The sequence below is a fragment of the Streptomyces sp. NPDC054783 genome (assembly GCF_053611725.1).
In genome coordinates this window covers 18,260-45,232 of sequence record NZ_JBSHAY010000020.1, presented here as the reverse complement: position 1 = coordinate 45,232, position 26,973 = coordinate 18,260, and the positions used below count along the sequence as shown (strand labels likewise).

Sequence of the window (26,973 nt, the reverse complement as noted above, 5' to 3'; positions counted from 1 at the left end):
GCCCTCCGGTTGACCCCTGCACGCATCCGGTTTCCCTACTCTGGGTTACGTGCAGCGCCTCTACGACTTCCTCCGCCGCCACCCGACCTGGGTCGACACCTTCTGGGCCGTCGTCCTGTTCGGGCTGTCCGGTCTGAGCGTGGTCAACCTCCACGGGGCACCCGGTCACCACATGACGCTCGCCGGGGGGATGGCCGTGTCCGCCGTCCTGTGCGTCGTCGTCGCGCTGCGCCGCCGTTTCCCGGAGCCGATGCTGCTGGTCGCCCTCGCGACGGGGCTGGCCCAGCTGGTGTTGGACATCGAGACGACCGTCGCCGACTTCGCCATGCTGGTGATCACCTACACGGTGGCGACGGTCGGCGCGCGCTGGGCCTCCCGGCTCGCGCTCGCCGCCAGCCTCGTCGCGGCGACTCTCGCGCAGATCCGCTGGCCCAACGAGCACACCGGCTTTCTGGGGCAGATCGCCATAGTCGTCTTCCAGACGGTGCCCTTCGCGCTCGCCTGGGTGCTCGGTGACTCCATGCGCACCCGGCGCGCGTACTTCGCCCAGCTGGAGGAGCGCGCGGCCCGTCTGGAGAAGGAGCGCGAGGCGCAGTCGAAGGTCGCGGTGGCCGCCGAGCGCGCCCGTATCGCGCGTGAGCTGCACGATGTCGTGGCGCACAACGTGTCGGTGATGGTGGTGCAGGCCGACGGCGCCGCCTATGTCCTGGACACCGCCCCCGACCAGGCCAAGAAGGCCCTGGAGACGATCTCCTCCACCGGCCGCCAGGCCCTCGCCGAGATGCGCCGCCTGCTGGGCGTGCTGCGCACCGGGGAGCACCAGGAGAGCGGGGAGTACGTCCCGCAGCCCGACGTCGGGCAGATCGACGAGCTGATCGAGCAGTGTCGTCGCTCCGGCCTCCCGGTCGACTTCAAGGTCGAGGGCACCCCGCGCCCGCTGCCGAGTGGTGTGGAGCTGACCGCGTACCGGATCGTGCAGGAGGCGCTCACCAACACCCGCAAGCACGGCGGGCCCAACGCGGGCGCGAGCGTCCGGCTGGTCTACTTCGACGACGGGCTCGGCCTGCTCGTCGAGGACGACGGCAAGGGTGCGCCGCACGAGCTGTACGAGGAGGGCGGCGCCGACGGCCAGGGGCACGGCCTGATCGGTATGCGCGAACGGGTCGGGATGGTCGGCGGCACCCTGGACGCGGGCCCGCGGCCGGGCGGAGGATTCCGCATCAGCGCCCTGCTTCCGCTCAAACCGGCGCATTGACGCGACCGCACGCCCCCTGCTGACACCTGTACACCCTCGCCCTGAAGCCCCACCACCCCGAACGAAAGAGGCCCGATGACGATCCGCGTGATGCTCGTCGACGACCAGGTGCTGCTGCGCACCGGATTCCGGATGGTGCTCGCCGCCCAGCCGGACATGGAGGTCGTGGCGGAGGCGGGCGACGGCGTCGAGGCCCTGCAGGTGCTGCGGTCCACGCCCGTCGACGTCGTCCTGATGGACGTCCGTATGCCCAAGCTGGACGGCGTGGAGGCCACCCGGCGGATCTGCGCGGAGCCCGAACCGCCCAAGGTGCTGATCCTGACCACCTTCGACCTGGACGAGTACGCCTTCTCCGGGCTGAAGGCGGGCGCCTCCGGCTTCATGCTCAAGGACGTGCCGCCCGGTGACCTGCTGGGCGCGATCCGGGCCGTGCACAGCGGTGACGCGGTCGTGGCGCCCTCCACCACCCGGCGCCTGCTGGACCGCTTCGCGCCGATGCTGCCCTCCACCGGCAAGGAGCCCCGGCACAAGGAGCTGGAGCGGCTCACCGACCGGGAGCGCGAGGTGATGGTGCTGGTCGCGCAGGGCCTGTCCAACGGCGAGATCGCGGCCCGGCTCGTGCTGAGCGAGGCGACGGTGAAGACCCATGTGGGCCGCATACTGACCAAGCTCGGCCTGCGCGACCGGGTGCAGGTCGTGGTGCTCGCCTACGAGACAGGGCTGGTACGCGCGGGCGGCCACGGCTGAGCCCGGCTGCGCCGGTTGCCCCGGCGGTCATGGCGGGGACCGGCCTTACCGGCTGCCTCGGGGGTCACGGCTGGGACTGGCTGTGGCGGCCGGCGCAGGCGCATTCCTGGCGGGGAGAGGATCAGCCGAGGCAGTCGGCGCAGCCGGGCCGATCCACGGCCCGCGGAGGCAGCCGGCCCAGCGGGGTCGCTGTTCCCTCGCGATCGCGGCTGACTCGGGCCCGGCCGGCTGCCCCGCGATCACGGCTGACGCCCGGCCGCGGTGAGGTCCGTCAGCGCGCGACCACCGGCGATTCCACGCGGTCGTCGCCGGGCGTCCGGCGCACGGGCGCGTGCGGTACGCCCTGCGCCGGTGGCTGCGCCCCCGCGCCTTGTGATCACCCCGTGGGCAGGCGCTCTACGAACTCGGCGACGGCCGCCCGTACGTCGTCCGCGGTCCACTCAAGGCCCTGCGAGCGCACGGCGACCTCGGTGAAGGACACCCCCGGCGCGCCGCGGTCCCAGTATCCGGAGAAGAGGAACGTCCCCGTCTCCTCGGCCTGGCGCACCGCCGCCTCCATCAGGACGTCCGGGTCGTACGGCAGCCAGACCTGGAAGTCGTGGGTGTGCGGTTCCCCGGGGTGCACGCGCGCCCACGGGACGCCTGCCGCGGCGAAACCCTCCCGCAGCGCGGCGGCGACCACGCGCGTGTGCCGGACATAGTCCGGCAGCCGGGGCAGCTCGCGCTCCAGGCCGACGAGCGCCGACAGCGCGGTGGGGAACTGCTGGAAGACCATGCCGCCGTACCGGTGCCGCCACGTCTTCGCCTCATCCACCAGCGTCTTCGGGCCGGCCAGCGCGGCGCCGCCAAAGCCGTCGAGGGACTTGTAGAACGATACGTAGACGCTGTCCGCCAGGCCCGCGATCTCCTCGAGGGGCCGGCCGAAGTGGACCGTGCACTCCCACAGGCGCGCGCCGTCGAAGTGCACCACCGCGTCGCGCTCCCGCGCGGCCTCGACGACCTCGGTCAGCTCCTCCCAGGCGGGCAGCACGAAACCGGCGTCCCGGAGGGGCAGTTCCAGCATCAGCGCGCCGAAGGGCTCGTCGAAGTCGCGTATCTCGGTGGCGGTGGGCAGCCGGGGCTCACTGGTCACGCGCACCGGACGCAACCCGCTGACCTCGCTGAACGCGTGCCGTTCGTGCACCTCCGGGTGGGACAGGGCGTGCAGGGCGACCGCACGGTTGCCGGTGCGGCCCGCCCAGCAGCGCAGCGCCACCTGCTGTGCCATCGTGCCGGTCGGGAAGAACGCGGCGGTCTCCGTGCCGAGCAGGGCCGCGACCCGTTCCTCCAGGTCCGCCACGATCCCGTTGCCGTATATGTCCGTGGGCTGGTCCAGGTCGTACACCTCGGGTGCCGCTTCCTGGAGCGCCGCCAGCCGCTCCCGGATGGTGCGCCGCGGGCCCGGGCGCGACAGCACGCGCTCCGCCTTCGCGAAGGCGACCCGGCGCCGCTCCCGCATCCGCTCCTGCCCGGACTGCTCCGCCTGCCGCTCGTCGCCCGGTTCCGCCGTCTCAGTCATGGACGGATCATGCCGCGTGGGAGCCCGGGCGGGCAGCCGGATTTCGGCGCACGCACGCGTGTCGACGCCGCGCGGGCGGAAGTACGGCAGGCAGGCGCGTTGGACGCGTACGGTCGGCACGCGCGTGGACGCGCGACTGCGGGCTGTACACGTGGCGTAACCCACAGCCTGTGGACAACCAATCGGCGCCGGACCGAGATAGCGTTAACATGACGAGAAATCGTCCGGTACCCAGAGCGGACTGGAACGGGAAGGCCGCGGTCGCGTGAGTACAGTCCACCAGCAAGACCTCAAGGACCGCCCTGCGCGGCTCACCGTCGGCGTCGTCGGCGCCGGCCGCGTGGGCCCCGCGCTCGCCGCGTCCCTCCAGCTCGCCGGGCATCGCCCGGTGGCCGTCTCCGGCGTCTCCGACGCCTCCCGGCGGCGCGCCGAGACCATGCTCCCGGACGTGCCGCTGGTGCCGCCCGCAGAGGTCCTGCGGCGCGCCGACCTGGTGCTGCTCACCGTCCCCGACGACGTCCTGCCCGGCCTGGTCACCGGTCTCGCCGAGACCGGCGCGGTACGGCCCGGCCAGCTGCTCGTGCACACCTCCGGGCGGTACGGCGCGAGGGTGCTCGACCCGGCCCTGCGCGCGGGCGCGCTGCCGATGGCCCTGCACCCGGCGATGACCTTCACCGGCACCCCCGTGGACGTCCAGCGGCTCGCCGGCTGCTCCTTCGGCGTCACCGCGCCCGAGGAGCTGCGCCTGGCCGCCCAGGCCCTCGTGATCGAGATGGGCGGCGAGCCGGAGTGGATCAGCGAGCAGAACCGCCCGCTCTACCACGCGGCTCTCGCGCTCGGCGCCAACCACCTGGTGACCCTGGTCGCCCAGTCCATGGAACTGCTGCGCACCGCGGGCGTCGAGGCGCCCGACCGGATGCTCGGCCCGCTGCTCGGCGCCGCCCTGGACAACGCGCTGCGCTCGGGCGACGCGGCGCTCACCGGGCCCGTCGCGCGCGGCGACGCCGGCACGGTCGCCGCCCACATCGCCGAGCTGCGCCGGCACGCCCCGCAGACCGTCGCGGGCTACGTCGCGATGGCCCGTGCGACCGCCGACCGGGCTCTCGCGCACGGCCTGCTGAAGCCCGAACTCGCCGAGGACCTGCTCGGCGTGCTGGCCGACGGCACCGACGGCACGAACGGCACTCACGGCACCGAGGGGAACGACCGATGACCACCGTCCTGCTGAGCACCGCCGGCGAGCTCCACGCGCGCGTGCGCCGCGGCCGCCGCGCCGTCGTGATGACCATGGGTGCCCTGCACGACGGCCACGCCACCCTGATCCGCACCGCGCGCGAGATCGCCGGCCCGGACGGCGAGGTCGTCGTCACCGTCTTCGTCAACCCGCTGCAGTTCGGTGCCGGCGAGGACCTGGACCGCTACCCGCGCACCCTCGACGCCGACCTGAAGATCGCCGAACAGGCCGGTGCGGATGCGGTGTTCGCGCCCTCCGCGGACGAGGTCTACCCCGGCGGCGCCCCCCAGGTCCGGATCACCGCCGGCCCCATGGGCGAACGCCTGGAGGGCGCCTCGCGGCCCGGCCACTTCGACGGCATGCTGACCGTCGTCGCCAAGCTGCTCCACCTCACCCGTCCCGACGTGGCCCTCTACGGCCAGAAGGACGCCCAGCAGCTGGCCCTGATCCGGCGCATGGTGCGGGACCTGAACTTCGGCGTCGAGATCGTCGCCGTACCGACCGTGCGCGAGGAGGACGGGCTCGCCCTGTCCAGCCGCAACCGCTACCTCTCGCTGGAGGAGCGCCGTACCGCGCTCGCGCTGTCCCGTGCGCTGTTCGCGGGCGGGGACCGGCACGCCGCACAGGAGGCGCTGCGCGCGCGTGCCCGCGAAGTGCCTTCCACGCACGCGCGTGCCGAGGCGCTGAGCGCCCTCGGGGAGTCCCGCGCGGCCGCCGACGCGCACGCCGTCGCCACGGCGTCCCCGGGCGGCCCTGCCGCCGTCCGCGCGGCCGCCCGCCAGGTGCTGGACGAGGCCGCCCGGCTCGCCCCGCCGCTCGAACTGGACTATCTGGCGCTCGTCGACCCGTCCGACTTCACCGAGATCGGCGACGGCTTCACCGGCGAGGCCGTCCTCGCCGTCGCCGCCCGGGTCGGTACGACCCGGCTGATCGACAATCTCCCCTTGACCTTTGGAGCCGCCTCGTGACCAGCACAGGCACCAGCACTGGCATACGACTGCACGCGCCCGCCCCCGGCTGGGCCATCTCCGCGGACGTGGTCGTCGTCGGCTCCGGCGTGGCGGGCCTGACCGCGGCCCTGCGGTGCAAGGCCGCCGGCCTGACGACGGTCGTCGTCACCAAGGCCCGCCTGGACGACGGCTCCACGCGGTGGGCCCAGGGCGGCATCGCGGCCGCCCTCGGCGAGGGCGACACGCCCGAGCAGCACCTGGAGGACACCCTGGTGGCCGGCGCGGGCCTGTGCGACGAGGAGGCCGTACGGATCCTCGTCACCGAGGGCCCCGACGCCGTACGGCGGCTGATCTCCACCGGTGCCCACTTCGACACCGACGACGAAGGCGACATCCACCTCACCCGCGAGGGCGGCCACCACCGGCGCCGGATCGCGCACGCGGGTGGCGACGCGACCGGCGCGGAGGTGTCCCGGGCGCTCGTGGAGGCGGTACGTGCGCGTGGGCTGCACACCATCGAGAACGCGCTCGTTCTGGACCTGCTGACCGACGCCGACGGCCGTACGGCGGGCGTGACGCTGCACGTGATGGGTGAGGGCCAGCACGACGGCGTGGGCGCCGTGCACGCCCCCGCGGTGGTGCTCGCGACCGGCGGCATGGGCCAGGTGTTCTCCGCGACCACCAACCCGTCGGTGTCGACCGGCGACGGCGTGGCGCTGGCGCTGCGCGCGGGCGCGCAGGTCTCCGACCTGGAGTTCGTGCAGTTCCACCCGACCGTGCTGTTCCTCGGCCCGGACGCCGAGGGCCAGCAGCCGCTGGTCTCCGAGGCGGTGCGCGGCGAGGGCGCCCACCTGGTCGACGCAGACGGGGTGCGCTTCATGGTCGGGCAGCACGAGCTGGCCGAGCTGGCGCCCCGGGACATCGTCGCCAAGGGCATCCTGCGGCGGATGCTGGAGCAGGGCGCCGAGCACATGTACCTCGACGCCCGGCACTTCGGCGCCGAGATGTGGGAGAACCGTTTCCCGACCATCCTGGCCGCCTGCCGCGCCAACGGCATCGACCCGCTCACGGAGCCCATCCCGATCGCCCCGGCCGCCCACTACGCCTCCGGAGGCGTGCGCACCGACGCCCGGGGCCGTACGACCGTGCCCGGCCTGTACGCGTGCGGCGAGGTCGCCTGCACCGGTGTGCACGGCGCCAACCGGCTCGCCTCCAACAGCCTCCTCGAAGGCCTCGTCTACGCCGAGCGGATCGCCGTCGACATCACGGCCGCGCGGGCGGAGAACGGCCTCCACACGCGCGTGCCCGTACCGGTCGAGCACCCCGAGACGCCCGCGCACCCGCTGCTCGCCCCCGAGACCCGGTTCGCCATCCAGAGGATCATGACCGAGGGAGCCGGCGTGCTGCGCTCGGAGCAGTCCCTCGCCCGGGCCGCCGAACAGCTGCAGCGGCTGCACACGGACGCCCGCGACGCCCTCGAGGAGAACGGCAAGACCGCCGAGCCCGGCGTCGACACCTGGGAGGCCACCAACCTCCTGTGCGTCGCCCGCGTCCTGGTCGCCGCGGCGCGGCTGCGCGAGGAGACCCGTGGCTGCCACTGGCGCGAGGACCGCGCCGAGCGCGACGACACCGACTGGCGTCGCCACATCGTCGTACGGCTGAACCCCGACCGGTCGCTGGCCGTGCACACCACCGACACCGCAGACTTCCCCCCTACCCGGTAACACCCAGCGCCTCAGGAGCAGTGACAGACGTGAGCACCGACGACCTTCCCCTCGCCCCCACCGGTGGCTGCGGCGACGGCTGTGCCTGTGGCGCGGACGGCGACGAGGAGTACCTGGAGAGCGGGCTCGACCCCGCGCTCGCCGAGCTGCTGGCCGCCGCCGGGCTCGACCCGATCGAGGTCGAGGACATCGCCAACGTGGCCATCCAGGAGGACCTGGACGGCGGCGTGGACGTGACGACCGTCTCGACCATCCCGGAGGGCGCCACCGCCACCGGCGACTTCACCGCGCGCGAGGCGGGCGTCGTGGCGGGCCTCAGGGTGGCCGAGGCCGTGCTCTCCGTGGTCTGCACGGACGAGTTCGAGGTCGAGCGGCACGTCGAGGACGGCGACCGCGTCGAGGCCGGGCAGCAGCTGCTGTCGGTCACCACGCGCACGCGTGACCTGCTGACGGCCGAGCGCAGCGCGCTGAACATCCTGTGCCGCCTGTCCGGCATCGCGACCGCCACGCGCGCGTGGGCGGACGCGCTGGAGGGCACGAAGACCAAGGTCCGCGACACCCGCAAGACGACCCCGGGACTGCGCTCGCTGGAGAAGTTCGCCGTCCGCTGCGGCGGCGGCGTCAACCACCGCATGTCGCTGTCCGACGCGGCCCTGGTGAAGGACAACCACGTGGTCGCCGCCGGCGGCGTCGCCCAGGCCTTCAAGGCCGTACGGGAGGCCTTCCCGGAGGTGCCGATCGAGGTCGAGGTCGACACCCTGCACCAGCTGCGCGAGGTCGTCGAGGCGGGCGCGGACCTGATCCTGCTGGACAACTTCACGCCCGACGAGTGCGCGGAGGCCGTCGGGATCGTCCGCGGCCGGGCCCTGCTGGAGGCCTCCGGCCGGCTCACGCTCGACGTCGCGCGCGTGTACGCCGACACGGGTGTGGACTTCCTGGCCGTCGGCGCGCTCACCCACTCCTCGCCGATCCTGGACATCGGCCTCGACCTGCGCGAGGCGGAGTAACGGCGATGCTCCTCACGATCGACGTCGGCAACACGCACACCGTCCTCGGCCTGTTCGACGGCGAGGACATCGTCGAGCACTGGCGTATCTCCACGGACGCGCGCCGCACGGCGGACGAGCTGGCGGTGCTGCTCCAGGGCCTGATGGGCATGCACCCCCTGCTCGGCGAGGAGCTGGGCGACGGCATCGACGGCATCGCGATCTGCGCGACCGTCCCGTCGGTGCTGCACGAGCTGCGCGAGGTCACCCGGCGCTACTACGGCGACGTCCCCGCCGTCCTGGTCGAGCCGGGCGTGAAGACGGGTGTGCCGATCCTCACCGACAACCCCAAGGAGGTCGGCGCGGACCGGATCATCAACGCGGTCGCGGCCGTCGACCTGTACGGCGGCCCGGCGATCGTGGTCGACTTCGGTACGGCGACCACGTTCGACGCGGTCTCCGCGCGTGGGGAGTACGTCGGCGGGGTCATCGCGCCCGGGATCGAGATCTCCGTGGAGGCGCTCGGCGTCAAGGGCGCGCAGCTGCGGAAGATCGAGGTGGCCCGGCCGCGCAGCGTGATCGGCAAGAACACGGTGGAGGCCATGCAGGCCGGCATCGTGTACGGCTTCGCGGGGCAGGTCGACGGGGTCGTCAGCCGGATGGCGCGGGAGCTCGCCGACGACCCGGACGACGTGACGGTGATCGCCACGGGCGGGCTCGCGCCGATGGTGCTGGGGGAGTCCTCGGTGATCGACGAGCACCAGCCGTGGCTGACGCTGATCGGGCTGCGGCTGGTGTACGAGCGGAACGTGTCGCGGCTGTGAGGTGACCGGCGCCCGTGCGGGGCGCCGGTTCTCCCACCCGTTTTCCCGCCCGGTTTCCCCTTGGTTCTCCGTGGTCCTGCCGCTCCACGCACGCGTGCCGTAGCCCCGGTCGAGGGAAACCGGGAGCGACACGCGATCGAAAATCATCCCGATCCGTCACTTTTGTCCGATTAGCGGTAGCGTCGCCGCATGCCCACGCCATACGGATCCCGCGGCGGCATGGCGTTCGGCGCGGAGGAGCTGCGCGTGCTCCGCCGCGCCCTCGCCCTCGCCCTTCACCCCGGCCAAGCGTCCGCCGAGGACGTCAAGGACTGCTACCGGCTCGCCGAGTCGCTCGACGAGGCGCAGCGCGAGGGGGCGAGACTGCGCGCTTTCCTGGTGGCCGACCTCGGCCGGTACCGGGCGGCGCTGCCGGGTACCGCCGCCGGCTACCTCACCCTCCTGGAGGAGGCGCTGGGCGCCGGGCACCGCCCGACGCCGGACGATCTTGCCGCGCTGCGGGCGCTGCGCGGCAACCCGGTGGCGGCGGCGCTGCTGGACCGTTGCCAGGTGCTGGCGGAGCACGACGTACGGGCCCGGTTCGCGCAGGGCTCGCGCAAGGTGCCGGCACCCGCCGTACCGCCCTCCCGCACCCGCCTGCCGGCCCTTCCGGGCGGCGGAGGAGCCTCCATGGCGTGCCAGGCCCAGGAACGGCCCGGAGAGCCGCAGAAGCCCGTTCAGAAGCCTTCGCAGAAACCGGCGCCGAAGCCCGCACCGACGCCCGGGGAGCGCCCCGGCACGGAGCCGACGGCGCCGAAGCGGCCCATTCCGACGCCGGGCGAGGTCTTCCCGCGCCGCAAGCCCACGCCGCCGGCGAGCCCGGCCGAGACCCGCCAACTGGCCGCCGGCTGACCAACTCCGGCACGCGGCCGGAACCGTTTTCCCGCCCGCACCATCCCTACGCCTGTCACGGTCGGGTGGTGCGTGCGCACCCCGAACCTTCCGGGTGTCGCCCCGTGGCTACTCTGGAGGGCATGGACTACGTCTCCGCGCTCGTGCCTCCGGTCGTGATGGCCGTGTTCTTCATCGGTCTGGTCAGGGTGATCGTGAAGACCCAGGGCGGGGCCGCCAAGGCCAAGGAGGACGCGGCCGTCGATGCCGCCCTCGCTCGCGCGGAGAGCGTGCGCAAGGTCTCCGCCGGCGGCGACGCCTGAGTCTGCCCGTCAGGCCTCGCTCACGCGCCGCCCGGCGTCGCACCACCTCCTTCCGTGCACCTGCCTGCCTGCTCGCGCCGTCGCGGTGAGCTGTCGCGGTACGACTTCGTGTCGTACGCCCTTTTTGTTCGTGTTCATGGTTTTAGTGCACGTCCGGCACGCCATTGACCGGATCTCCCACTATTGTTCTGAGCTGTGCCTCGCCCATTGGGAGAACTCGAAGACGCGGTCATGACGCGGGTGTGGAAGTGGAACCGCCCGGTGACCGTTCGAGAAGTCCTGGAAGACCTCCAGCAGGAACGCTCGATCGCGTACACCACCGTGATGACCGTTTTGGACAATCTCCATCAGAAGGGCTGGGTGCGCCGCGAGGCGGAAGGGCGGGCCTATCGATATGAGGCCGTCTCCACGCGAGCTGCGTACGCCGCCGCCCTCATGAACGACGCCTGGTCGCAGAGCGACAACCCGGCCGCCGCTCTTGTCGCCTTCTTCGGGATGATGAGCGAGGAACAGCGCCAGGCTCTCCGGGACGCCGTACGCATCGTCCAGGTCCCGGAAACCGTTCAGGCCCCGGAAGTGCGGCAACAGGAAGCCGCGCAACAGGAAGCCCCGGAACAGCAAGCACCCGAAGCCCGGGAAGAGGAGAACCCCGGCTCGGCACCGGACGCGGACGGGCGATAGCGTCCGCTCATGTCAGCAGAGCGTCCCGAAGTCTCCGCAAAAGCCATCACGGTCCGGCGCGCCCGGACCAGCGATGTCCCGGCCGTACGCCGCCTCCTCGACGCCTACGTCCGCGACCGCATCCTGCTCGACAAAGCCACGGTCACGCTTTACGAGGACATCCAGGAGTTCTGGGTCGCGGAACGTGACGACAACGCCGACGTGGTCGGCTGCGGTGCGCTGCACGTCATGTGGGAGGACCTCGCGGAAGTCCGCACTCTCGCGGTGAAGCCCGGCCTCAAGGGCGCCGGCGTCGGCCATCAGTTGCTGGAGAAGTTGCTGCAGACCGCGCGCTGGCTCGGCGTTCGCCGGGTTTTCTGCCTCACCTTCGAAGTGGACTTCTTCGGGAAGCACGGCTTCGTGGAGATCGGGGAGACACCGGTCGACACCGATGTGTACGCGGAGCTGTTGCGTTCCTATGACGAGGGCGTCGCGGAGTTCCTGGGTCTCGAACGAGTGAAACCGAACACCTTGGGCAACAGCCGGATGCTTCTGCATCTGTGATCGTCATTGCCCAGGTGCCCTATGTCCGAAACGCGCATGTTTCCGGACGGGGCCGGTCCGTCGGCCCTCTCCCAGGGGTTTGTGTTTTTCCGGCAAAAGCGGTTTGCTTTCCGACGTACTGCAGTACTGCATATAACAGGGGCGGCGAAACGGCGGACGCCGCACACCCCTGGTCCTCAACGTTATCGATGAAAGGAAATCCGGTGGCACAGAAGGTTCAGGTCCTTCTTGTCGACGACCTCGACGGCGGCGAGGCGGACGAGACCGTGACGTTCGCGCTGGACGGCAAGACGTACGAGATCGATCTCACGACCACGAATGCGGACAAGCTGCGTGGCCTTCTCGACCCCTATGTGAAGGGCGGCCGCCGCACCGGTGGCCGTGCATCGGGCGGACGCGGAAAGGCGCGTGCCGCTTCCGGCGGCAGCCAGGACACCGCGGCGATCCGCGCCTGGGCGAAGGAGAACGGTTACGAGGTCAACGACCGCGGTCGTGTTCCCGCGTCCATTCGCGAGGCCTACGAGAAGGCCAACGGCTGATCCCGCAGACAGGCGGACGGCAGTCCCGCGCGCGGGCGCCGCAGCCGGACCCGGTGGCACTGTGCTGCCACCGTGTCCAGCAGTCGTACGAGATCGGGGGCGCTCCTTTCGCGCCCCATGGCCGGCATCGCCGGCAGCGAGGCCTCGACCTCGCCTCCGGGCCCAGGGGGCCGCAGCCACACGGCGGCCCCCTGCACCGACCCTGGCCACCCGTCCCCTCCGGCCGCGCTCAGCGGTGGGACCGGTGCCTCCATCGCCTCGCCAGTCCCCAGGACCCGCAGGTCGAGGGCCACGGAGCTCCACTCCAGCCAGTCCAGCAACCCCGGAAGCTCCTCCGCGCTGCCCGCGGCCACCGGCAGCTGCATCCGGTCGCCCCGAAGGGCCACCGGAGAGCTCGGCGCGAGATGCCGGAGCGCCCCCGCGCCCGCCTCGGCCGGCACGTCCAGGACGTCGAACCGCACCCCGGTGAGCAGCCGCAGCGGCCGTCCGGGCACTGTCGCCCAGCCCAGATCGTTCTCATACCAGTGCCGGACCCGGGCATCCGGGCCGTCCGGCAGATCACCGGTGTCCGGCACGTCCGGATCCAGCGGGCGACGGGGAAGGGGGACTGTTGAGGCCATGGAGACCGAGCCGACCATGCCAAAGGCAACCGCCGGAGCGGCCGGCAGGTTACGCTGGGTTTCACATCGATCGCGCAGAGTGGCGAAAGAGGGGGCGCGCGGGGGTGCGGGGAGGCGCAAGGTTGTTCGCCCATAGCGGAGTGAACCGGTGTGCGCCGCATGGAGTGTCAGTCCCAGCGGGTAAGACATCCCTAGTGGGAGGGGGCGACACGCAGGACGTCCCGTCTCACGTTCGCCATCGGCGTACTGGCGATGGGGGTAACTGCCTGGCCTGCGGGAACATCGTCTCGCACCATCGGGTTGGAGTAGATGTCGGCGTCAGGGGTCAGGAGGCCATCGACGGTGTCGGCAGTTGGAATGAGCGGTCCCCGCTTGCGGGACTAAGCTGCGGAAGGACAGGGAGGGGAAGTTCCCCCCACTGCCTGACCGCTCTGAGGAGCGATTAACGATGTTCGAGAGGTTCACCGACCGCGCGCGGCGGGTTGTCGTCCTGGCTCAGGAAGAAGCCCGGATGCTCAACCACAACTACATCGGCACCGAGCACATCCTCCTGGGTCTCATCCACGAGGGCGAAGGTGTCGCCGCTAAGGCCCTGGAGAGCCTCGGCATTTCGCTTGAGGCGGTCCGCCAGCAGGTGGAGGAGATCATCGGTCAGGGCCAGCAGGCCCCGTCCGGGCACATCCCCTTCACCCCCCGTGCCAAGAAGGTCCTGGAGCTGTCGCTCCGCGAGGCCCTTCAGCTGGGCCACAACTACATCGGCACGGAGCACATCCTGCTCGGCCTGATCCGTGAGGGCGAGGGCGTCGCCGCCCAGGTCCTGGTCAAGCTGGGCGCAGACCTCAACCGGGTGCGGCAGCAGGTCATCCAGCTGCTCTCCGGTTACCAGGGCAAGGAGACCGCCACCGCGGGCGGCCCGGCCGAGGGGACCCCCTCGACCTCTCTCGTCCTGGACCAGTTCGGCCGGAACCTCACCCAGGCCGCTCGTGAGTCCAAGCTCGACCCGGTCATCGGGCGCGAGAAGGAGATCGAGCGGGTCATGCAGGTGCTGTCCCGCCGTACCAAGAACAACCCGGTGCTGATCGGTGAGCCCGGCGTCGGCAAGACCGCCGTCGTCGAGGGCCTCGCCCAGGCCATCGTCAAGGGCGAGGTGCCCGAGACGCTCAAGGACAAGCACCTCTACACGCTGGACCTCGGCGCCCTGGTCGCCGGCTCCCGCTACCGCGGTGACTTCGAGGAGCGCCTGAAGAAGGTGCTCAAGGAGATCCGCACCCGCGGCGACATCATCCTGTTCATCGACGAGCTGCACACGCTGGTCGGTGCGGGTGCCGCCGAGGGCGCCATCGACGCGGCGAGCATCCTCAAGCCGATGCTGGCCCGCGGCGAGCTGCAGACCATCGGTGCGACCACCCTGGACGAGTACCGCAAGCACCTGGAGAAGGACGCGGCCCTGGAGCGCCGCTTCCAGCCCATCCAGGTCGCCGAGCCGTCCCTGCCGCACACGATCGAGATCCTCAAGGGCCTGCGTGACCGGTACGAGGCGCACCACCGCGTCTCCATCACGGACGAGGCCCTCGTCCAGGCGGCCACCCTGGCCGACCGGTACATCTCCGACCGCTTCCTGCCGGACAAGGCGATCGACCTGATCGACGAGGCCGGTTCCCGGATGCGCATCCGCCGGATGACCGCTCCGCCGGACCTGCGTGAGTTCGACGAGAAGATCGCCGCCGTCCGCCGGGACAAGGAGTCCGCGATCGACTCGCAGGACTTCGAGAAGGCCGCCTCCCTGCGCGACAAGGAGAAGCAGCTCCTCGCTGCCAAGGCCAAGCGGGAGAAGGAGTGGAAGGCCGGCGACATGGACGTCGTCGCCGAGGTCGACGGCGAGCTGATCGCCGAGGTCCTCGCCACGGCCACCGGCATCCCGGTCTTCAAGCTGACCGAGGAGGAGTCCTCCCGCCTGCTGCGCATGGAGGACGAGCTCCACAAGCGGGTCATCGGCCAGGTCGACGCCGTCAAGGCGTTGTCGAAGGCGATCCGCCGTACGCGCGCAGGTCTGAAGGACCCGAAGCGTCCGGGTGGTTCGTTCATCTTCGCCGGCCCGTCCGGTGTCGGTAAGACCGAGCTGTCCAAGGCGCTCGCCGAGTTCCTCTTCGGCGACGAGGACGCGCTGATCTCCCTCGACATGTCGGAGTTCAGCGAGAAGCACACGGTGTCGCGTCTCTTCGGTTCGCCCCCCGGATACGTGGGCTACGAAGAGGGCGGTCAGCTGACCGAGAAGGTCCGCCGCAAGCCGTTCTCCGTCGTCCTCTTCGACGAGGTCGAGAAGGCCCACCCGGACATCTTCAACTCGCTGCTGCAGATCCTGGAGGACGGTCGCCTGACCGACTCCCAGGGCCGGGTCGTGGACTTCAAGAACACGGTCATCATCATGACGACCAACCTCGGCACCCGGGACATCTCCAAGGGCTTCAACCTGGGCTTCGCCGCCGCGGGCGACACGAAGACCAACTACGAGCGCATGAAGAACAAGGTGTCGGACGAGCTCAAGCAGCACTTCCGCCCCGAGTTCCTCAACCGCGTCGACGACGTGGTCGTCTTCCCGCAGCTGACGCAGGAGGACATCCTGCGGATCGTCGACCTGATGATCAGCAAGGTGGACGAGCGCCTGAAGGACCGGGACATGGGCATCGAGCTCTCCCAGTCCGCCAAGGAACTGCTGGCGAAGAAGGGTTACGACCCGGTGCTGGGCGCGCGTCCGCTGCGCCGCACGATCCAGCGCGAGGTCGAGGACACGCTCTCGGAGAAGATCCTCTTCGGTGAGCTGCGTCCCGGTCACATCGTGGTCGTGGACACCGAGGGCGAGGGCGACGCCCAGACCTTCACCTTCCGTGGCGAGGAGAAGTCGGCGCTGCCGGACGTCCCGCCGATCGAGCAGGCTGCGGGTGGGGCTGGTCCCAACCTGAGCAAGGAGGCGTAAGCCTTCGGCCAATCCGCCGAGTTGAAAGGGGCCGGTGCCTTTTGGGCACCGGCCCCTTTGCTGTGCCCGGCGGCCCTTTCAGGCTCCATCCGCCGCCCCCGTGGCCGCACGACGGCCAGAAGTACGGATGGAGCCCAGCCCGGCGAGTCGGCCTCGCGTCAGGACAACTGCCCGTTGTAGTCCGGGAGTTTGAAGGTCTTCTCGGCATGGCCGCCGGAGAGGTCGGTGGCGCTGTTGCCGATGTTCGCGATGATGGTGTAGCCCTTGTTCTCGATGTCGACGCGCTGGGCGGTCTTGTAGGCGGCGACATCCTTGAACAGGTCGAACAGGCCGCGCACATAGAGGCCGGAGACGTCGTAGCCGTCGTACTCGAGGTTGTACTCGGTGGGCAGGTAGATGATGCCGGGGCGGGCCGTGACGAAGAACAGCGAGACGCCGTGCTCCTGGGCGTACTTCGCGACGTTCAGGACGGGCTTGTTGGCCGGCTGAGGGTAGCGGAAGCCGAAGTCGGTCTCCAGCGTGGTGTTGTCGATGTCGAAGACGATGGCCTGCTTCTCGCCCGGCTTCGCGTCGTCGATCCGCTCCTTCACGTACGGCAGGGCCTGGTCCATCACGGCCTGGCAGTCCTTCTGCCAGGTGGCGTAGTCGACCTTGGCGGCAGAGCTGCCGGCCGTCGCCGTGTCGTCCGCCGCCTGGGCCGGGGCGGCCATCGCGGCCAGGGCGGTCACGGAGACGGCGGTTGCGGATATGCGGAGCGCCCAGGGGCGTCTGGTCATCGGTGGGGTCCTCTCACGTCTGTACGTGTACCTGAAATGTCAGGGGCATGATCTGAGGTGAGGATGGCGCGAGGGGAACCGTAGGGTTACTGAACGGTAGGTGGTCAGAGGTGTGCGTCACATTTGCATCTGCCAACGGCCTGCGGGCCCGTGTACGTCCGCGAGCCCTGCGCAGGCCGGCGGCCGCCGTGCCGCCACATACGCCGGCCAGGACTTCATGTGCTCGCAGTGCGCGCAGCTGTCCGGGATCGAGGTCCTCTGGGTCAGTCCTGTCGGCCGGCGTGCCGGTGTGCCTGAGTGACCAGGTCCAGGGCGACTTCGAGAACGGCTTCGCGCCTCTTCTCGGAGTCGCCTTCGAGGTCCTGCATCAGGAACATCCCCGCGTGCAAGGTGAACATCGCGCTGACCGAGCGCACCTGCTCGACGAGTTCGGCTTCCGGGTCGATGAGGATGTCCCGCAGTTCGCGCATCCGGTCCTTGAAGATGTCACCGATGCGCAGGTCCCGGACCGTGCCCTGGTTGTCGTGCATGAAGCGGAAGAGCGGTTCGGCGCCGGCCAGCACGAGGCTGTAACGCCGCATCATCTCCTGCTTGGTCTCCAGGGTGTGAGGCTGGCTGCGGCCCCACTCGATCAGGTCGCCGATCGGTTTCGTCAGATCCTCGAAGAGGCTGACGATGATCTCTTCCTTCGTCTTGAAGTGGTAGTACAGGGCTGCCTTCGTGACGTCGAGACGCTCGGCGATCTCGCGCAGGGAGGTCTTCTCGTAACCCTGCTCCGCGAAGAGTTCGAGCGCCACGTCCTGGATGCGCTGGCGGGTGTTGCCGCGGCGCTGCTGCTTGGTGCCGTCCATGGTGACGCCCATCCTCGTACTCCTTGCGCTCCCGCGGAAACTTACTTGACGCCCGGCTAGTGACAGGTCTACTTTCCCAGTGTAGTGAACTAGCCGGGCGGCAAGTAAGTGGCCGCCGTAGGGGGAATGGGAAGAGATGGCGGACACGGTCGAAGGCGTCATGGAAAGCAAACCCGAGGGCAAACAGCCCAAGAGTGTGCGGGTGGTCCTGCTCGCGCTCATGATCGCGATGATGCTCGCGATGCTCGACAACATGATCGTGGGTACGGCGATGCCGACGATCGTGGGCGAGCTGGGCGGTCTGGAACACCTGTCCTGGGTGGTCACCGGCTACACGCTGGCCACCGCGGCCTCCACCCCGATCTGGGGCAAGGTCGGTGACATGTTCGGGCGCAAGGGCTCGTTCCTCACCTCGATCGTGATCTTCCTGATCGGCTCGGCGCTCAGCGGCATGGCCCAGAACATGGGCGAGCTCATCGGCTTCCGGGCAATCCAGGGCCTGGGCGCCGGCGGTCTGATGGTCGGCGTCATGGCGATCATCGGCGATCTGATCCCGCCGCGGGAGCGCGGCAAGTACACCGGCATGATGGCCGGCGTCATGGCGCTGGCGATGATCGGCGGCCCGCTGGTCGGCGGCACCATCACCGACAACTGGGGCTGGCGCTGGTCCTTCTACATCAACCTGCCGCTCGGTGTCGTGGCCCTGGCCCTCGTCAGCGCCGTACTGCACCTGCCCAAGAAGCGGGCCAAGGCGCGCATCGACTACCTGGGTGTCGCGCTGCTGACCGTCGGCATCACCGCGATCGTGCTGGTCACCACCTGGGGCGGCACCCAGTACGCCTGGACCTCCGCCCGGATCATGGAGCTGACCAGCATCGGCGTCGTCGCGCTGATCGGGTTCGTCTGGTGGCAGGCCAGGGCCGCCGAGCCGGTCGTGCCGCTGCACATGTTCCGCAGCCGCAACTTCACCCTGATGTCCGTCATCGGCTTCATCACCGGCTTCGTGATGTTCGGCGCCACGCTCTACCTGCCGCTCTACCAGCAGTCGGTACAGGGCGCCTCCGCCACCAACTCCGGTCTGCTGCTCCTGCCGATGCTCGGCGCGATGCTCGTGACCTCGATGGTCGCGGGCCGGGTCACCACCAACAGCGGCCGCTACAAGATCTTCCCGATCGTCGGCGGTGCGCTGATGATCGTCGGGCTGTATCTGCTGTCGCTGATGGACACGGGTACGACCCGGCTGACCTCCGGCATCTACATGGCCGTGCTCGGGCTGGGGATGGGCTGCCTGATGCAGATCACCATGCTGGTGGCGCAGAACAGCGTGAAGATGAAGGACATGGGCGTCGCGTCCTCGTCCACGACCCTCTTCCGTACGCTCGGCTCCTCCTTCGGTGTGGCCATCATGGGCGCGCTGTTCAACAACCGCGTCCAGCACGTCATGGCCGAGCGGGCCGGCTCGCTGGGCTCCAAGATCACCGAGAAGTCCGCGCAGCTGGACGCGAAGCACCTGAACCAGCTGCCCGCGGTGGCGCGGGAGGCGTACCAGCACGCGGTGTCCGCCGGTACGCACTCGGCGTTCCTGCTGGGCGCGGGGATCGCGGTGATCGTGCTGGTCGCGGCGCTGTTCGTGAAGGAGGTGCCGCTCAAGGGCGGGAAGCCTTCGGCGGAGAGCGGCGAGGACGCGGCTCCGATGCAGGTCGTCGAGGCCGTCTGAACCCCGCCCGAGCCCCTTTGAGCTCCACCTGAACTGAAGACCCCGGGTCGGTGTCCGCCCCCGGGGTCTTGTTCTTTGCCCGTCTGCGCCGGTCGGCGCCGTTGTCAGTGCCCCGTGTCACCATCGGCTGCATGGACAAGGTGCGGCGGCTGCGTCTGGCCAAGGACGCCATGGACCGGGACTGGGCGGACCCCGGTCTCGATCTGGACGCCGTGGCGGCGTGCGCCGGGTACTCGCGGTATCACTTCCTGCGGGCCTTCAAGGACGTCTACGGCGAGACCCCGGGCCAGTATCTGACCCACCGCCGGATCGAGCGGGCCGAGGAGATGCTGCGCTGCGCCAACCTCACCGTGACCGAGATCTGCACGCTGGTCGGCTTCAGCAGCCTCGGCACGTTCTCCGCCCGCTTCAAGGCCCGCACCGGACTCACCCCGAGCGAGTACCGCGCGCGGCACGTGGGGCGCGGGGCCTCGCTGATACCCGGGTGCTACGCCATGCTCTGGGCCGGCGGATTCAGCACCGCAAGATCGGAGAAGCGCTCGGGGCCCCGCTCTGCCTACGGTGACGAAGGGGAGTCCGCCCCGGCGGACGGCACCGCCGACGTCGTCAGCACCACCGACAGGAGAGCAGATCCATGATCAAGGGGCTTGCCATCACGACCGTCTGGGTCCTGGACCAGGACCGGGCCAAGGAGTTCTACACCCAGAAGCTGGGTCTCGAGGTCCGTACGGACATGACCATGGGAGAGGGCGGCATGCGCTGGCTCACCGTCGGCGCCCCCGGACAGCCCGATGTGGAGCTGACGCTCATGGTGCCGGGGCCGCCCGCGATGGACCCCGAGTCCGCCGAGATGATGCGCAAGCTCGTCGCCAAGGGGGCGCTCGGCGCGGGGGTGCTGGCGACGGACGACATCCACGGCGACTACAAGAAGCTCAAGGAGCGTGGGGTGGAGTTCCTTCAGGAGCCCCAGGAGCGGCCTTACGGCACGGAGGCGCTCTTCCGGGACGACTCCGGCAACTGGTTCTCCTTCACACAGCGGCGGGAGGGGGGCCTGGACCTGGAGCGGGACTGGGCCTGCTGAGCGCCTGCCGGCTCGGTACGGCGCTCAGGTCGCGCCCCCCGACATCGGCAGCGTCGCATAGCTTCCCGTGGCGGTCGGTGCGTGCTCCGGCAGCCACAGCACCGCCACCGCGCCGTCCGCGGGGATGCCGTCGGGGGCCCCGGCGGGCCGTACGTTGCGGAACGTCAGCCGGGCGCCGAGCACCCGGGCCTGGCCTGCCGCGATGGTCAGGCCCAGCCCGTGGCCCGTACCGGCGCGGTCCTTGCTGCCGGTGCGGAAGCGGCTCGGCCCCTCGGCGAGCAGTTCCTCGGGGAAGCCCGGACCGTGGTCGCGGACCCGGATGACCCGGCCCTCGACGGTCACCTCGATCGGCGGCCTGCCGTGCCGGGCGGCGTTGGCGAGCAGGTTGAACAGGACCCGCTCCAGCCGGCGCGGATCGGTGGTGACCTCCGACTCGTGCACCACCCGCACCTCGATCTGCGGGTCCTTGGCGGCCACACGCCGGGTGACGAACTCGCCGAGCATGATGTCCTGCAGTTCCGCCCGCTCCGAGGCGCCGTCCAGGCGGGCCACCTCCAGGACGTCCTCGACCAGCGTGCGCATCGCCTTCGCCCGGTCCAGCACCAGTTCCGTGGGGCGGCCCGGGGGCAGCAGTTCGGCGGCCGTGAGCAGGCCGGTCACCGGGGTGCGCAGCTCGTGCGCGATGTCGGCGGTGACCCGCCGCTCGGCCTCGAGACGCTGCTGCAGCGCCTCCGCCATGGCGTCCACCGCGCGCGCCAGATCGTCGGTCTCGTCCCGTACGACCCCGCCGATGGCCTCCCGCACCCGGACGTCGGTCTCGCCCTTGGCGACCTGGTTCGCGGCGGCCGCCGCCTTGCGCAGCCGCCGGGACAACTGTCCGCCTATCAGCACGCCGAGCGCGCTGCCGCCGAGCACGACCGCCACGGAGCCGATGACCAGGGCCTGGTCGAGGTCCTTCATCACATCCGTGGAACGGTCCGGCATATGGGTGTGCAGGGACAGCACACGCCCGTCCTTCGTCGGCACGGCCGACCAGATGTCCGGAACCCCGTTGTGGTCGACGACATCGCTGGCCTTCCTGCCGTTCGCCACCTTCTCGCGCAGTGAGTCCGGCAGTTGGGGGTCGTCGAGCTTGATGTTGGGAAAGTTCGGCCGCCGGCTCGCCTCGTAGTTGTGCTGTGCGTACTGGACGCGCTGGTTGGCCAGGTCGCGTGCGTTGTCGAGCATCGAGACCTGGGCCGCGTTGTGCACGACCAGGCTCAGCGCGATCGCCACCAGGCCGGCCACCAGCGCGATCGCCGCGCTGAGCTTCCATCTGAGCCCGGTGTGCAGGCCGGCGCGCTCCATGCGCCGGACCGGGTAGCGAAGGATCCCCCGCATGCCGCCGCCCCGCTCAGGCCTTCAGCTTGTAGCCGAAGCCGCGGACCGTTTCGATCCGGTCCTGGCCGATCTTCTGGCGCAGCCGCTGCACATGCACGTCGACGACCCGGGTGTCCCCGCCCCAGCCGTAGTCCCAGACCCGTTCCAGCAGCTTGTCACGGGAGAGCACGGTGCCCGGCGCCGAGGAGAACTCCAGCAGCAGCCGCATCTCGGTCGGGGTGAGCCCGACCGGCTGCCCGGCCCGGCGCACCTCCATGCCCTCGGTGTCGATCTCCAGGTCCCCGAAGGCGAGCACGCCACCGGTCACCGGGTCCGCGGCCGCCTCGCTCCGGTCGTTGCCGCCCGCGTGCCCGAAGCGGCGCAGCACCGCCCGGATCCGCGCGACCAGCACGGCGCCGTCGAAGGGCTTGGTCACGTAGTCGTCGGCGCCCGCCTCCAGGCCGAGGACGACGTCGATGGAGTCGGCGCGCGCCGACAGCATGATCACCGGCACGGTCGACTCGTCCCGGATACGACGGCACAGGCTGACGCCGTCCAGACCGGGGACCATCACGTCCAGCAGGGCGATGTCGGGGCGGTTCGCCCGGAACGCCTCCAGGCCCGACAGACCGTCGGGCATGGCGGTGACCGCGAAGCCGTCGCGCTCCAGAGCGAGCTGGGTTGCCTCGCGGATGACGTCGTCGTCCTCGACGAACAGGACGTGGGTCTGGTCTGCCATCCCGGTGCTCTCAGTCCTCGTGGTGTGCGTGTGCGTGTGGCGGTCAGTTGTCCGGCACGGCGGCCGCATCGCCGCCGGCCTGGCTGTAATAGGTGTCGTGGCTGTTCAGCTCGGTGAACCTGCCCGTCCTCCACCTGTACTTGATCACGGTCTCCTTGGTCGGGTTCGACACCGCGTCGCCCGTGTCGTAGACCTGCTTGGTCACGGTCAGGTCGGTGCCGTCGATCTCCGCCACGACCGGCGAGTCCTCCGCCTTGAACACATTCTTGTACGAGCCCCCGATGTCCCGGTACACGTATGTGCCGACGCCCACCCAGTCGCCGCAGGTCATCACGTTGACGAGGACGTCGTTGACGGATCCGTGGGTCAGATCGCCGTAGGTGACGTCGACAGGGTAGTCGTCGCCGCTGCACGCCTTCAGACCCCGCTTCACCGTCGTGGAGACCTCCGGGTCCTGCTTGATCAGCGAGACCGGGTCGACCCGGCGGTAGGTGTGGGTCGGGCTGGGCGTGGGGGAGGAGACGGCCCCCGCGACCGCCGTGGCGTGCGCGGGGCCCTCGTCCCGGGTGCCGGTGCCCCCGGTGCCGCACGCGGCGACGAAAAGGGCGATGGCGGCGAGCGCGGCCCCCGCCGCGATCACCGCCTGTGTACTGCCCCGGGCCCGGTCGGGCCCGGCCCCGGTCAGGCCGCGCAACGCTCCCGCTCCTCACGCTCCAGCGCGCGTGCGTCCAGATCGCGGGCCTCAAGCTCCTCGCGGAGCCGGGCGAGCGCCCGGTGCAGCGTGCTCTTGACCGTACCGGCCGACATGCCGAGGGCCGCGGCCGTCTCCTCAGTGGACATCTGCTCCCAGTGTCGCAGTACTACAACACTGCGCTGCTTCGGTGCGAGCACTTTCATGACATCCATCAGCAGGGCCCGGTCGGCGTGCTGCTCGGTGGAATCGTCCACGGACGCGTCCGGCAGCTGCTCGGTGGGGACCTCCTCCAGCTTGCGTGCCCGCCACCACTCCGTACGGGTGTTGATCATGACCCGGCGCAGATAGGCGTCGGCGAGCCGCTTGTCGGCGATGCCCTCCCAGCGGCCGTACGTCCGTACCAGCGCCGTCTGCAGCAGGTCCTGGGCGTCGACCGGGTCCGGGACCAGCCGACGCGCGCTGCGCAGCAGCGCGTCCTGCCGAGTGCGGACGTACTCCTCGAATTCGAGCACCTCGCCCTGCGCCATGATCAACCGCCTCCGTTCCCCGTTCACTCCGGCTCGTTGCCTGAAGTCCTGCTTGCTTTCCTCGTGTCCGGTGGTCTGCCGGGCACGGAAAAGAAGCTACGGAGTGGTTGTCACGGCGCTGTCCGAACCAGCCTGCGGCTAGCAATCGGCTATCCGTCGGTTGTGTAACGGAAGCCGGAACGGGGTAAGTAGGCGGTCTGTTATGTCCCTTTACGGGGGCCTTTGTCGGGCTGTTGGCGTCGTAACAGAGCGGCGTTCGCTGTGACTTGGCTGTCCGTCAGCTGAGCGGCAGCCGATACAGACCGCCCGGCAGCGGCTCCACCAGACCGTCCGCGACGAGCCCGTCGAGCGCGCGGGCGCGCTGCACCGGCTCGTGCCACACCCGGTCCAACGCCGTCTGTGGCACCGGCGCGTGCGCCTCCCGCAGCACGGCGAGCAGCTTGCCGCGCACCTGCCGGTCCGTACCGGCGTACGTCTGCCCGCGGCGCGGCGGCCCCGCGTGCTCCGGCTTGCCGGCCAGCCGCCAGGCGCACTGCGCGGCGATCGGGCAGCGCCCGCACCCCTCGTTCTTCGCCGTGCACACCAGCGCGCCCAGCTCCATGGAGGCCGCGGCCCAGCGTGCGGCCGTCCGCTCGTCCTCGGGCAGCAACTCACGGGCGAGCCTGCGCTCTGCGGCCGTGGTCGCGTTCGGCGGGTACTGCACGCCCGTCACCGCCCGCGCGAAGACCCGGCGCACATTGGTGTCCAGTACCGCATGCCGCTGCCCGTACGCGAACGAGGCCACCGCGGCGGCCGTGTACTCGCCGATGCCGGGCAGTGCCAGCAGCTGTGCGTGGTCCGTCGGTACGTCGCCGCCGTGCCGTTCCGCTATGGCGACCGCGGCACCGTGCAGCCTGAGTGCCCGGCGCGGGTAGCCGAGCCGGCCCCAGGCGCGCACCGCCTCGCCCGGCGCCTCCTTCGCGAGGTCGGCGGGGCGCGGCCAGCGGGCCAGCCACTCCTCGTAGACCGGCAGCACCCGGTTGACCGGGGTCTGCTGGAGCATGAACTCGCTGACCATCACACCCCACGGGCCCGCCTCCGGGCGGCGCCAGGGGAGGTCGCGGGCGTGGGCGTCGAACCAGGCGATCACGGGGGTGTGCAGCTTCTCAGTCATGGCCTTCCGATCCTGCCACGGCTCGGCCTCCATGACGGGTGACGGCACGGTCACCCAGAGTGGCGAAGATGGAAGCGCCCTGGAGGTTACGGCAGTTGCCGGAATGATGATCCGGAAAAGTTGGTGCTCGCGCGGCGGGTGGGGCAAGCAAGCACGGGGTTCTCTCGTACAGTTTGCGCCGTGGGATCTCTGCGCAATCCGGTCGGGCCGCTTCCCTCCTCCATCTACTGGCGAAGGAGGGTCGTACTGCTGTCGGTGATGGCCCTGTTGGCGCTGCTGATCACGTGGATCGTCACCGCCGGCGGCGGCGGGGGCGGCAAGCAGAACGCCGGCGGGTCCGACGGCAAGAATCCCGCGCACACCATCACGCCGGGGCCGTCCTCGTCCGGGCCCGCGATCAGCCAACACCCGGGCGGCCGCGACGACTCGGGTGGCGGCGACTCCGGTGGCAGTGATTCCGGTTCCGGCGGCGGCAGCGGTTCCGACACGGGCTCCTCCGGGTCCGGTGACGGCTCGGCCGGCGGAACGGGTACGGCGTCCGGTGGGGGCAACGTCGGTACGGGCGACACGCTTCCGGCGTCCTCCACGCTGCCCGACTGCACCTCCTCCGCAGTGACGTTGAGCCTGCGGAGCCTGCACAACTCCTACTCGCCGGACCAGGCGCCGACCTTCCAACTCACCGCGAAGAACGGCTCGTCCACCGACTGCAAGGTCGATCTCGGGCCGAAGAGCACGGTGTTGACCATCACGCCGGCGGACGGAAGCGCCACGTTCTGGTCGTCGGCGGACTGTCCCCAGGGCGCGGGGAGACTGGCCTTCCGGGTGCCGGCGGGGCAGAGCATCACCTACACCGTGAAGTGGGACCGCAAGCCCAGCGCGCCCCAGTGCGCCACGCCCTCCGGGGGTTCCGCGAAGACGGGCACGTATCTGTTGGAGGCCAAGGCGCCGGGGTCCGGGAAGCTGCAGGCTTCGTTCGTGCTGTCGGCCGACTGAGGGGCGGGCGGCACGGTTCGTTGCCGGGTGAGGGACGCGGTGAACCGCGCGATCAGCCCCACTCGGCCTCAGACGTACCGCTCCAGAATGGAGGACTCGGCCAGGCGCGACAGGCCTTCCCGTACGCTCCTCGCCCGGGCCTCGCCCACACCGTCCACGGTCTGCAGGTCGTCCACGCTCGCGGCGAGCAGCTTCTGCAGGCCGCCGAAGTGCTCCACCAGCCGGTCGATGATCGCGCCCGGCAGGCGCGGAACCTTGGCCAGCAGCCGGAAGCCCCGCGGGGACACCGCGGAGTCGAGGGTCTCCGGCGAGCCGGTGTAGCCCAGCGCCCGCGCCACCGTGCCGAGTTCGATCAGCTCGGCGTGGGTCAGCGCGTCCAGCTCGGAGAGGGCGTCCTCGACCGTGCGGGACCGCTTCGCCGTCGGCTCGGGGACGTAGTCACGGACGACCAGCTCACGGTCGGGCTCGACCCCGGCGATCAACTCCTCCAGCTGAAGCGCGAGGAGGCGTCCGTCCGTGCCCAGTTCGACCACGTATTCAGCGATTTCGGTGGCGATGCGCCGGACCATCTCCAGGCGCTGCGCGACGGCGGACACGTCCCGCACCGTCACCAGGTCCTCGATCTCCAGTGCCGAGAGGGTCCCGGCCACCTCGTCCAGCCGCAGCTTGTACCGCTCCAGCGTGGCCAGCGCCTGGTTCGCGCGCGAGAGGATCGCCGCCGAGTCCTCCAGGACGCGCCGCTGACCGTCGACGTAGAGGGCGATCAGGCGCATGGACTGCGAAACGGAGACCACGGGGAAGCCGACCTGCTTGCTGACCCGGTCCGCCGTACGGTGCCGGGTGCCCGTCTCCTCCGTGGGGATGGTCGGGTCCGGCACCAGTTGCACGCCCGCGCGCAGGATCTTCGACAGGTCCGACGACAGCACGATGCCGCCGTCCAGCTTGCACAGCTCTCGCAGCCGGGTGGCGGTGAACTCCACGTCCAGGACGAACCCGCCCGTGCACATCGCCTCGACCGTCTTGTCGGAGCCCAGCACGATCAGCCCGCCGGTGTTCCCGCGCAGGACGCGCTCCAGGCCGTCACGCAGGGCCGTACCAGGAGCCACGGCGCTCAGTGAGGCGCGCATCAGGCCATCGGAACCGGCACTCCCACCGATCTTTCCGGGAGCTGCTGCCCGGTCGTTGGCTGCCACTGCACTCCTCCGGTCGCAGGTTCTGACGCGCTCCCGCACCCGCACTCGGTTCGTACGGACGG

General features: G+C 70.6%; 27 protein-coding genes. 17 read left to right on the top strand and 10 right to left on the bottom strand.

Annotated features, from left to right (window positions below; translation table 11 throughout):
* Window positions 1–49 precede the first annotated feature (49 nt).
* Together ACWGJ5_RS29590 and ACWGJ5_RS29585 are read left to right on the top strand one after the other, a co-directional pair.
* Complete coding sequence (locus ACWGJ5_RS29590; protein ID WP_453312702.1) at window positions 50–1,255, top strand: sensor histidine kinase; 1,206 nt, start codon at window positions 50–52, stop codon at window positions 1,253–1,255.
* 75 nt (window positions 1,256–1,330) lie between these two features.
* Window positions 1,331–2,002 carry a response regulator gene (locus ACWGJ5_RS29585; protein WP_453312701.1) on the top strand — a complete coding sequence of 224 codons (672 nt, stop codon included), beginning with the start codon at window positions 1,331–1,333 and terminating at the stop codon, window positions 2,000–2,002.
* A 376-nt stretch (window positions 2,003–2,378) separates the two neighbouring features.
* On the opposite strand, the gene ACWGJ5_RS29580 is transcribed toward ACWGJ5_RS29585, so the two are convergent.
* Window positions 2,379–3,560 (bottom strand): threonine aldolase family protein, encoded by a 1,182-nt coding sequence (locus tag ACWGJ5_RS29580; RefSeq protein WP_453312700.1) that lies wholly within the window; start codon window positions 3,558–3,560, stop codon window positions 2,379–2,381.
* Between the two features lie 265 nt (window positions 3,561–3,825).
* On the opposite strand from ACWGJ5_RS29580, the gene ACWGJ5_RS29575 reads away from it, so the two are divergent.
* The 10 genes from ACWGJ5_RS29575 to ACWGJ5_RS29530 all read left to right on the top strand — a co-directional run bounded on the left by ACWGJ5_RS29575 (window position 3,826) and on the right by ACWGJ5_RS29530 (window position 12,234).
* Complete coding sequence (locus tag ACWGJ5_RS29575; protein ID WP_453312699.1) at window positions 3,826–4,773, top strand: Rossmann-like and DUF2520 domain-containing protein; 948 nt, start codon at window positions 3,826–3,828, stop codon at window positions 4,771–4,773.
* Window positions 4,770–5,762, top strand: coding sequence for a pantoate--beta-alanine ligase (panC, locus tag ACWGJ5_RS29570; RefSeq protein ID WP_453312698.1), 993 nt, complete (start codon window positions 4,770–4,772; stop codon window positions 5,760–5,762). The genes ACWGJ5_RS29575 and panC overlap by 4 nt, the downstream gene beginning before the upstream one ends.
* Window positions 5,759–7,468: an L-aspartate oxidase gene (locus tag ACWGJ5_RS29565; RefSeq protein WP_453312697.1), complete on the top strand. Its 1,710-nt coding sequence runs from the start codon at window positions 5,759–5,761 to the stop codon at window positions 7,466–7,468. The genes panC and ACWGJ5_RS29565 overlap by 4 nt, the downstream gene beginning before the upstream one ends.
* 29 nt (window positions 7,469–7,497) lie before the next feature.
* Window positions 7,498–8,475, top strand: a complete 978-nt coding sequence (gene nadC / locus ACWGJ5_RS29560; protein ID WP_453312696.1) for a carboxylating nicotinate-nucleotide diphosphorylase — start codon at window positions 7,498–7,500, stop codon at window positions 8,473–8,475.
* Window positions 8,476–8,480: 5 nt separating this feature from the next.
* Window positions 8,481–9,278: a type III pantothenate kinase gene (locus tag ACWGJ5_RS29555; protein ID WP_031165090.1), complete on the top strand. Its 798-nt coding sequence runs from the start codon at window positions 8,481–8,483 to the stop codon at window positions 9,276–9,278.
* Between the two features lie 219 nt (window positions 9,279–9,497).
* On the top strand, window positions 9,498–10,169 hold the full coding sequence (locus tag ACWGJ5_RS29550) for a hypothetical protein (protein WP_453312800.1): 672 nt from the start codon (window positions 9,498–9,500) through the stop codon (window positions 10,167–10,169).
* Window positions 10,170–10,291: 122 nt separating this feature from the next.
* Window positions 10,292–10,471: a hypothetical protein gene (locus tag ACWGJ5_RS29545; protein WP_453312799.1), complete on the top strand. Its 180-nt coding sequence runs from the start codon at window positions 10,292–10,294 to the stop codon at window positions 10,469–10,471.
* 231 nt (window positions 10,472–10,702) lie between these two features.
* A complete protein-coding gene (locus ACWGJ5_RS29540) occupies window positions 10,703–11,152 on the top strand; it encodes a BlaI/MecI/CopY family transcriptional regulator (protein ID WP_453312798.1) in 450 nt (149 codons plus the stop codon).
* Window positions 11,153–11,161: 9 nt separating this feature from the next.
* Window positions 11,162–11,695 carry an amino-acid N-acetyltransferase gene (locus ACWGJ5_RS29535; protein WP_228624240.1) on the top strand — a complete coding sequence of 178 codons (534 nt, stop codon included), beginning with the start codon at window positions 11,162–11,164 and terminating at the stop codon, window positions 11,693–11,695.
* A gap of 203 nt (window positions 11,696–11,898) precedes the next feature.
* Window positions 11,899–12,234 carry a histone-like nucleoid-structuring protein Lsr2 gene (locus tag ACWGJ5_RS29530; RefSeq protein WP_023547675.1) on the top strand — a complete coding sequence of 112 codons (336 nt, stop codon included), beginning with the start codon at window positions 11,899–11,901 and terminating at the stop codon, window positions 12,232–12,234.
* On the opposite strand, the gene ACWGJ5_RS29525 is transcribed toward ACWGJ5_RS29530, so the two are convergent.
* Entirely contained in the window at window positions 12,213–12,854 is a 642-nt protein-coding gene (locus ACWGJ5_RS29525) for an SCO3374 family protein (RefSeq protein WP_453312695.1), read from the bottom strand. The genes ACWGJ5_RS29530 and ACWGJ5_RS29525 overlap by 22 nt on opposite strands.
* Before the next feature lie 448 nt (window positions 12,855–13,302).
* On the opposite strand from ACWGJ5_RS29525, the gene ACWGJ5_RS29520 reads away from it, so the two are divergent.
* Window positions 13,303–15,828 (top strand): ATP-dependent Clp protease ATP-binding subunit, encoded by a 2,526-nt coding sequence (locus ACWGJ5_RS29520; protein WP_453312694.1) that lies wholly within the window; start codon window positions 13,303–13,305, stop codon window positions 15,826–15,828.
* A 158-nt stretch (window positions 15,829–15,986) separates the two neighbouring features.
* On the opposite strand, the gene ACWGJ5_RS29515 is transcribed toward ACWGJ5_RS29520, so the two are convergent.
* Both ACWGJ5_RS29515 and ACWGJ5_RS29510 read right to left on the bottom strand, forming a co-directional pair.
* Window positions 15,987–16,604 carry an HAD family acid phosphatase gene (locus ACWGJ5_RS29515; RefSeq protein WP_453312693.1) on the bottom strand — a complete coding sequence of 206 codons (618 nt, stop codon included), beginning with the start codon at window positions 16,602–16,604 and terminating at the stop codon, window positions 15,987–15,989.
* A 263-nt stretch (window positions 16,605–16,867) separates the two neighbouring features.
* A complete protein-coding gene (locus ACWGJ5_RS29510) occupies window positions 16,868–17,467 on the bottom strand; it encodes a TetR/AcrR family transcriptional regulator (RefSeq protein WP_453312692.1) in 600 nt (199 codons plus the stop codon).
* A 124-nt stretch (window positions 17,468–17,591) separates the two neighbouring features.
* On the opposite strand from ACWGJ5_RS29510, the gene ACWGJ5_RS29505 reads away from it, so the two are divergent.
* The 3 genes from ACWGJ5_RS29505 (at window position 17,592) to ACWGJ5_RS29495 (ending at window position 20,253) form a co-directional block, all read left to right on the top strand.
* Complete coding sequence (locus ACWGJ5_RS29505; protein ID WP_453312691.1) at window positions 17,592–19,172, top strand: MDR family MFS transporter; 1,581 nt, start codon at window positions 17,592–17,594, stop codon at window positions 19,170–19,172.
* Window positions 19,173–19,303: 131 nt separating this feature from the next.
* Window positions 19,304–19,810, top strand: coding sequence for a helix-turn-helix transcriptional regulator (locus ACWGJ5_RS29500; RefSeq protein ID WP_453312690.1), 507 nt, complete (start codon window positions 19,304–19,306; stop codon window positions 19,808–19,810).
* Complete coding sequence (locus ACWGJ5_RS29495; RefSeq protein ID WP_228624247.1) at window positions 19,807–20,253, top strand: VOC family protein; 447 nt, start codon at window positions 19,807–19,809, stop codon at window positions 20,251–20,253. The genes ACWGJ5_RS29500 and ACWGJ5_RS29495 overlap by 4 nt, the downstream gene beginning before the upstream one ends.
* 24 nt (window positions 20,254–20,277) lie before the next feature.
* Here the strand turns inward: ACWGJ5_RS29495 and cseC are convergent, their stop codons facing one another.
* The 5 genes from cseC to ACWGJ5_RS29470 form a co-directional block, all read right to left on the bottom strand.
* Window positions 20,278–21,633 carry a two-component system sensor histidine kinase CseC gene (gene cseC / locus ACWGJ5_RS29490; RefSeq protein WP_453312689.1) on the bottom strand — a complete coding sequence of 452 codons (1,356 nt, stop codon included), beginning with the start codon at window positions 21,631–21,633 and terminating at the stop codon, window positions 20,278–20,280.
* Window positions 21,634–21,646: 13 nt separating this feature from the next.
* Window positions 21,647–22,351 carry a two-component system response regulator CseB gene (cseB, locus tag ACWGJ5_RS29485; protein WP_453312688.1) on the bottom strand — a complete coding sequence of 235 codons (705 nt, stop codon included), beginning with the start codon at window positions 22,349–22,351 and terminating at the stop codon, window positions 21,647–21,649.
* 43 nt (window positions 22,352–22,394) lie between these two features.
* A complete protein-coding gene (locus tag ACWGJ5_RS29480; protein WP_453312687.1) occupies window positions 22,395–23,045 on the bottom strand; it encodes a hypothetical protein in 651 nt (216 codons plus the stop codon).
* The gene (locus ACWGJ5_RS29475) at window positions 23,033–23,572 is read right to left on the bottom strand and encodes a SigE family RNA polymerase sigma factor (protein ID WP_030751823.1); all 540 of its coding nucleotides are present in this window, start codon (window positions 23,570–23,572) and stop codon (window positions 23,033–23,035) included. Before ACWGJ5_RS29475 ends, ACWGJ5_RS29480 begins: the two co-directional genes overlap by 13 nt.
* Window positions 23,573–23,849: 277 nt before the next feature.
* Complete coding sequence (locus ACWGJ5_RS29470; RefSeq protein ID WP_453312686.1) at window positions 23,850–24,725, bottom strand: A/G-specific adenine glycosylase; 876 nt, start codon at window positions 24,723–24,725, stop codon at window positions 23,850–23,852.
* 180 nt (window positions 24,726–24,905) lie between these two features.
* Between ACWGJ5_RS29470 and ACWGJ5_RS29465 the strand changes: the two genes are divergently transcribed.
* A complete protein-coding gene (locus ACWGJ5_RS29465) occupies window positions 24,906–25,718 on the top strand; it encodes a hypothetical protein (RefSeq protein ID WP_453312685.1) in 813 nt (270 codons plus the stop codon).
* Window positions 25,719–25,786: 68 nt separating this feature from the next.
* Here ACWGJ5_RS29465 and disA read toward each other — a convergent pair whose 3' ends face one another.
* On the bottom strand, window positions 25,787–26,911 hold the full coding sequence (gene disA / locus ACWGJ5_RS29460; protein WP_228624253.1) for a DNA integrity scanning diadenylate cyclase DisA: 1,125 nt from the start codon (window positions 26,909–26,911) through the stop codon (window positions 25,787–25,789).
* Between the last annotated feature and the right edge of the window lie 62 nt (window positions 26,912–26,973).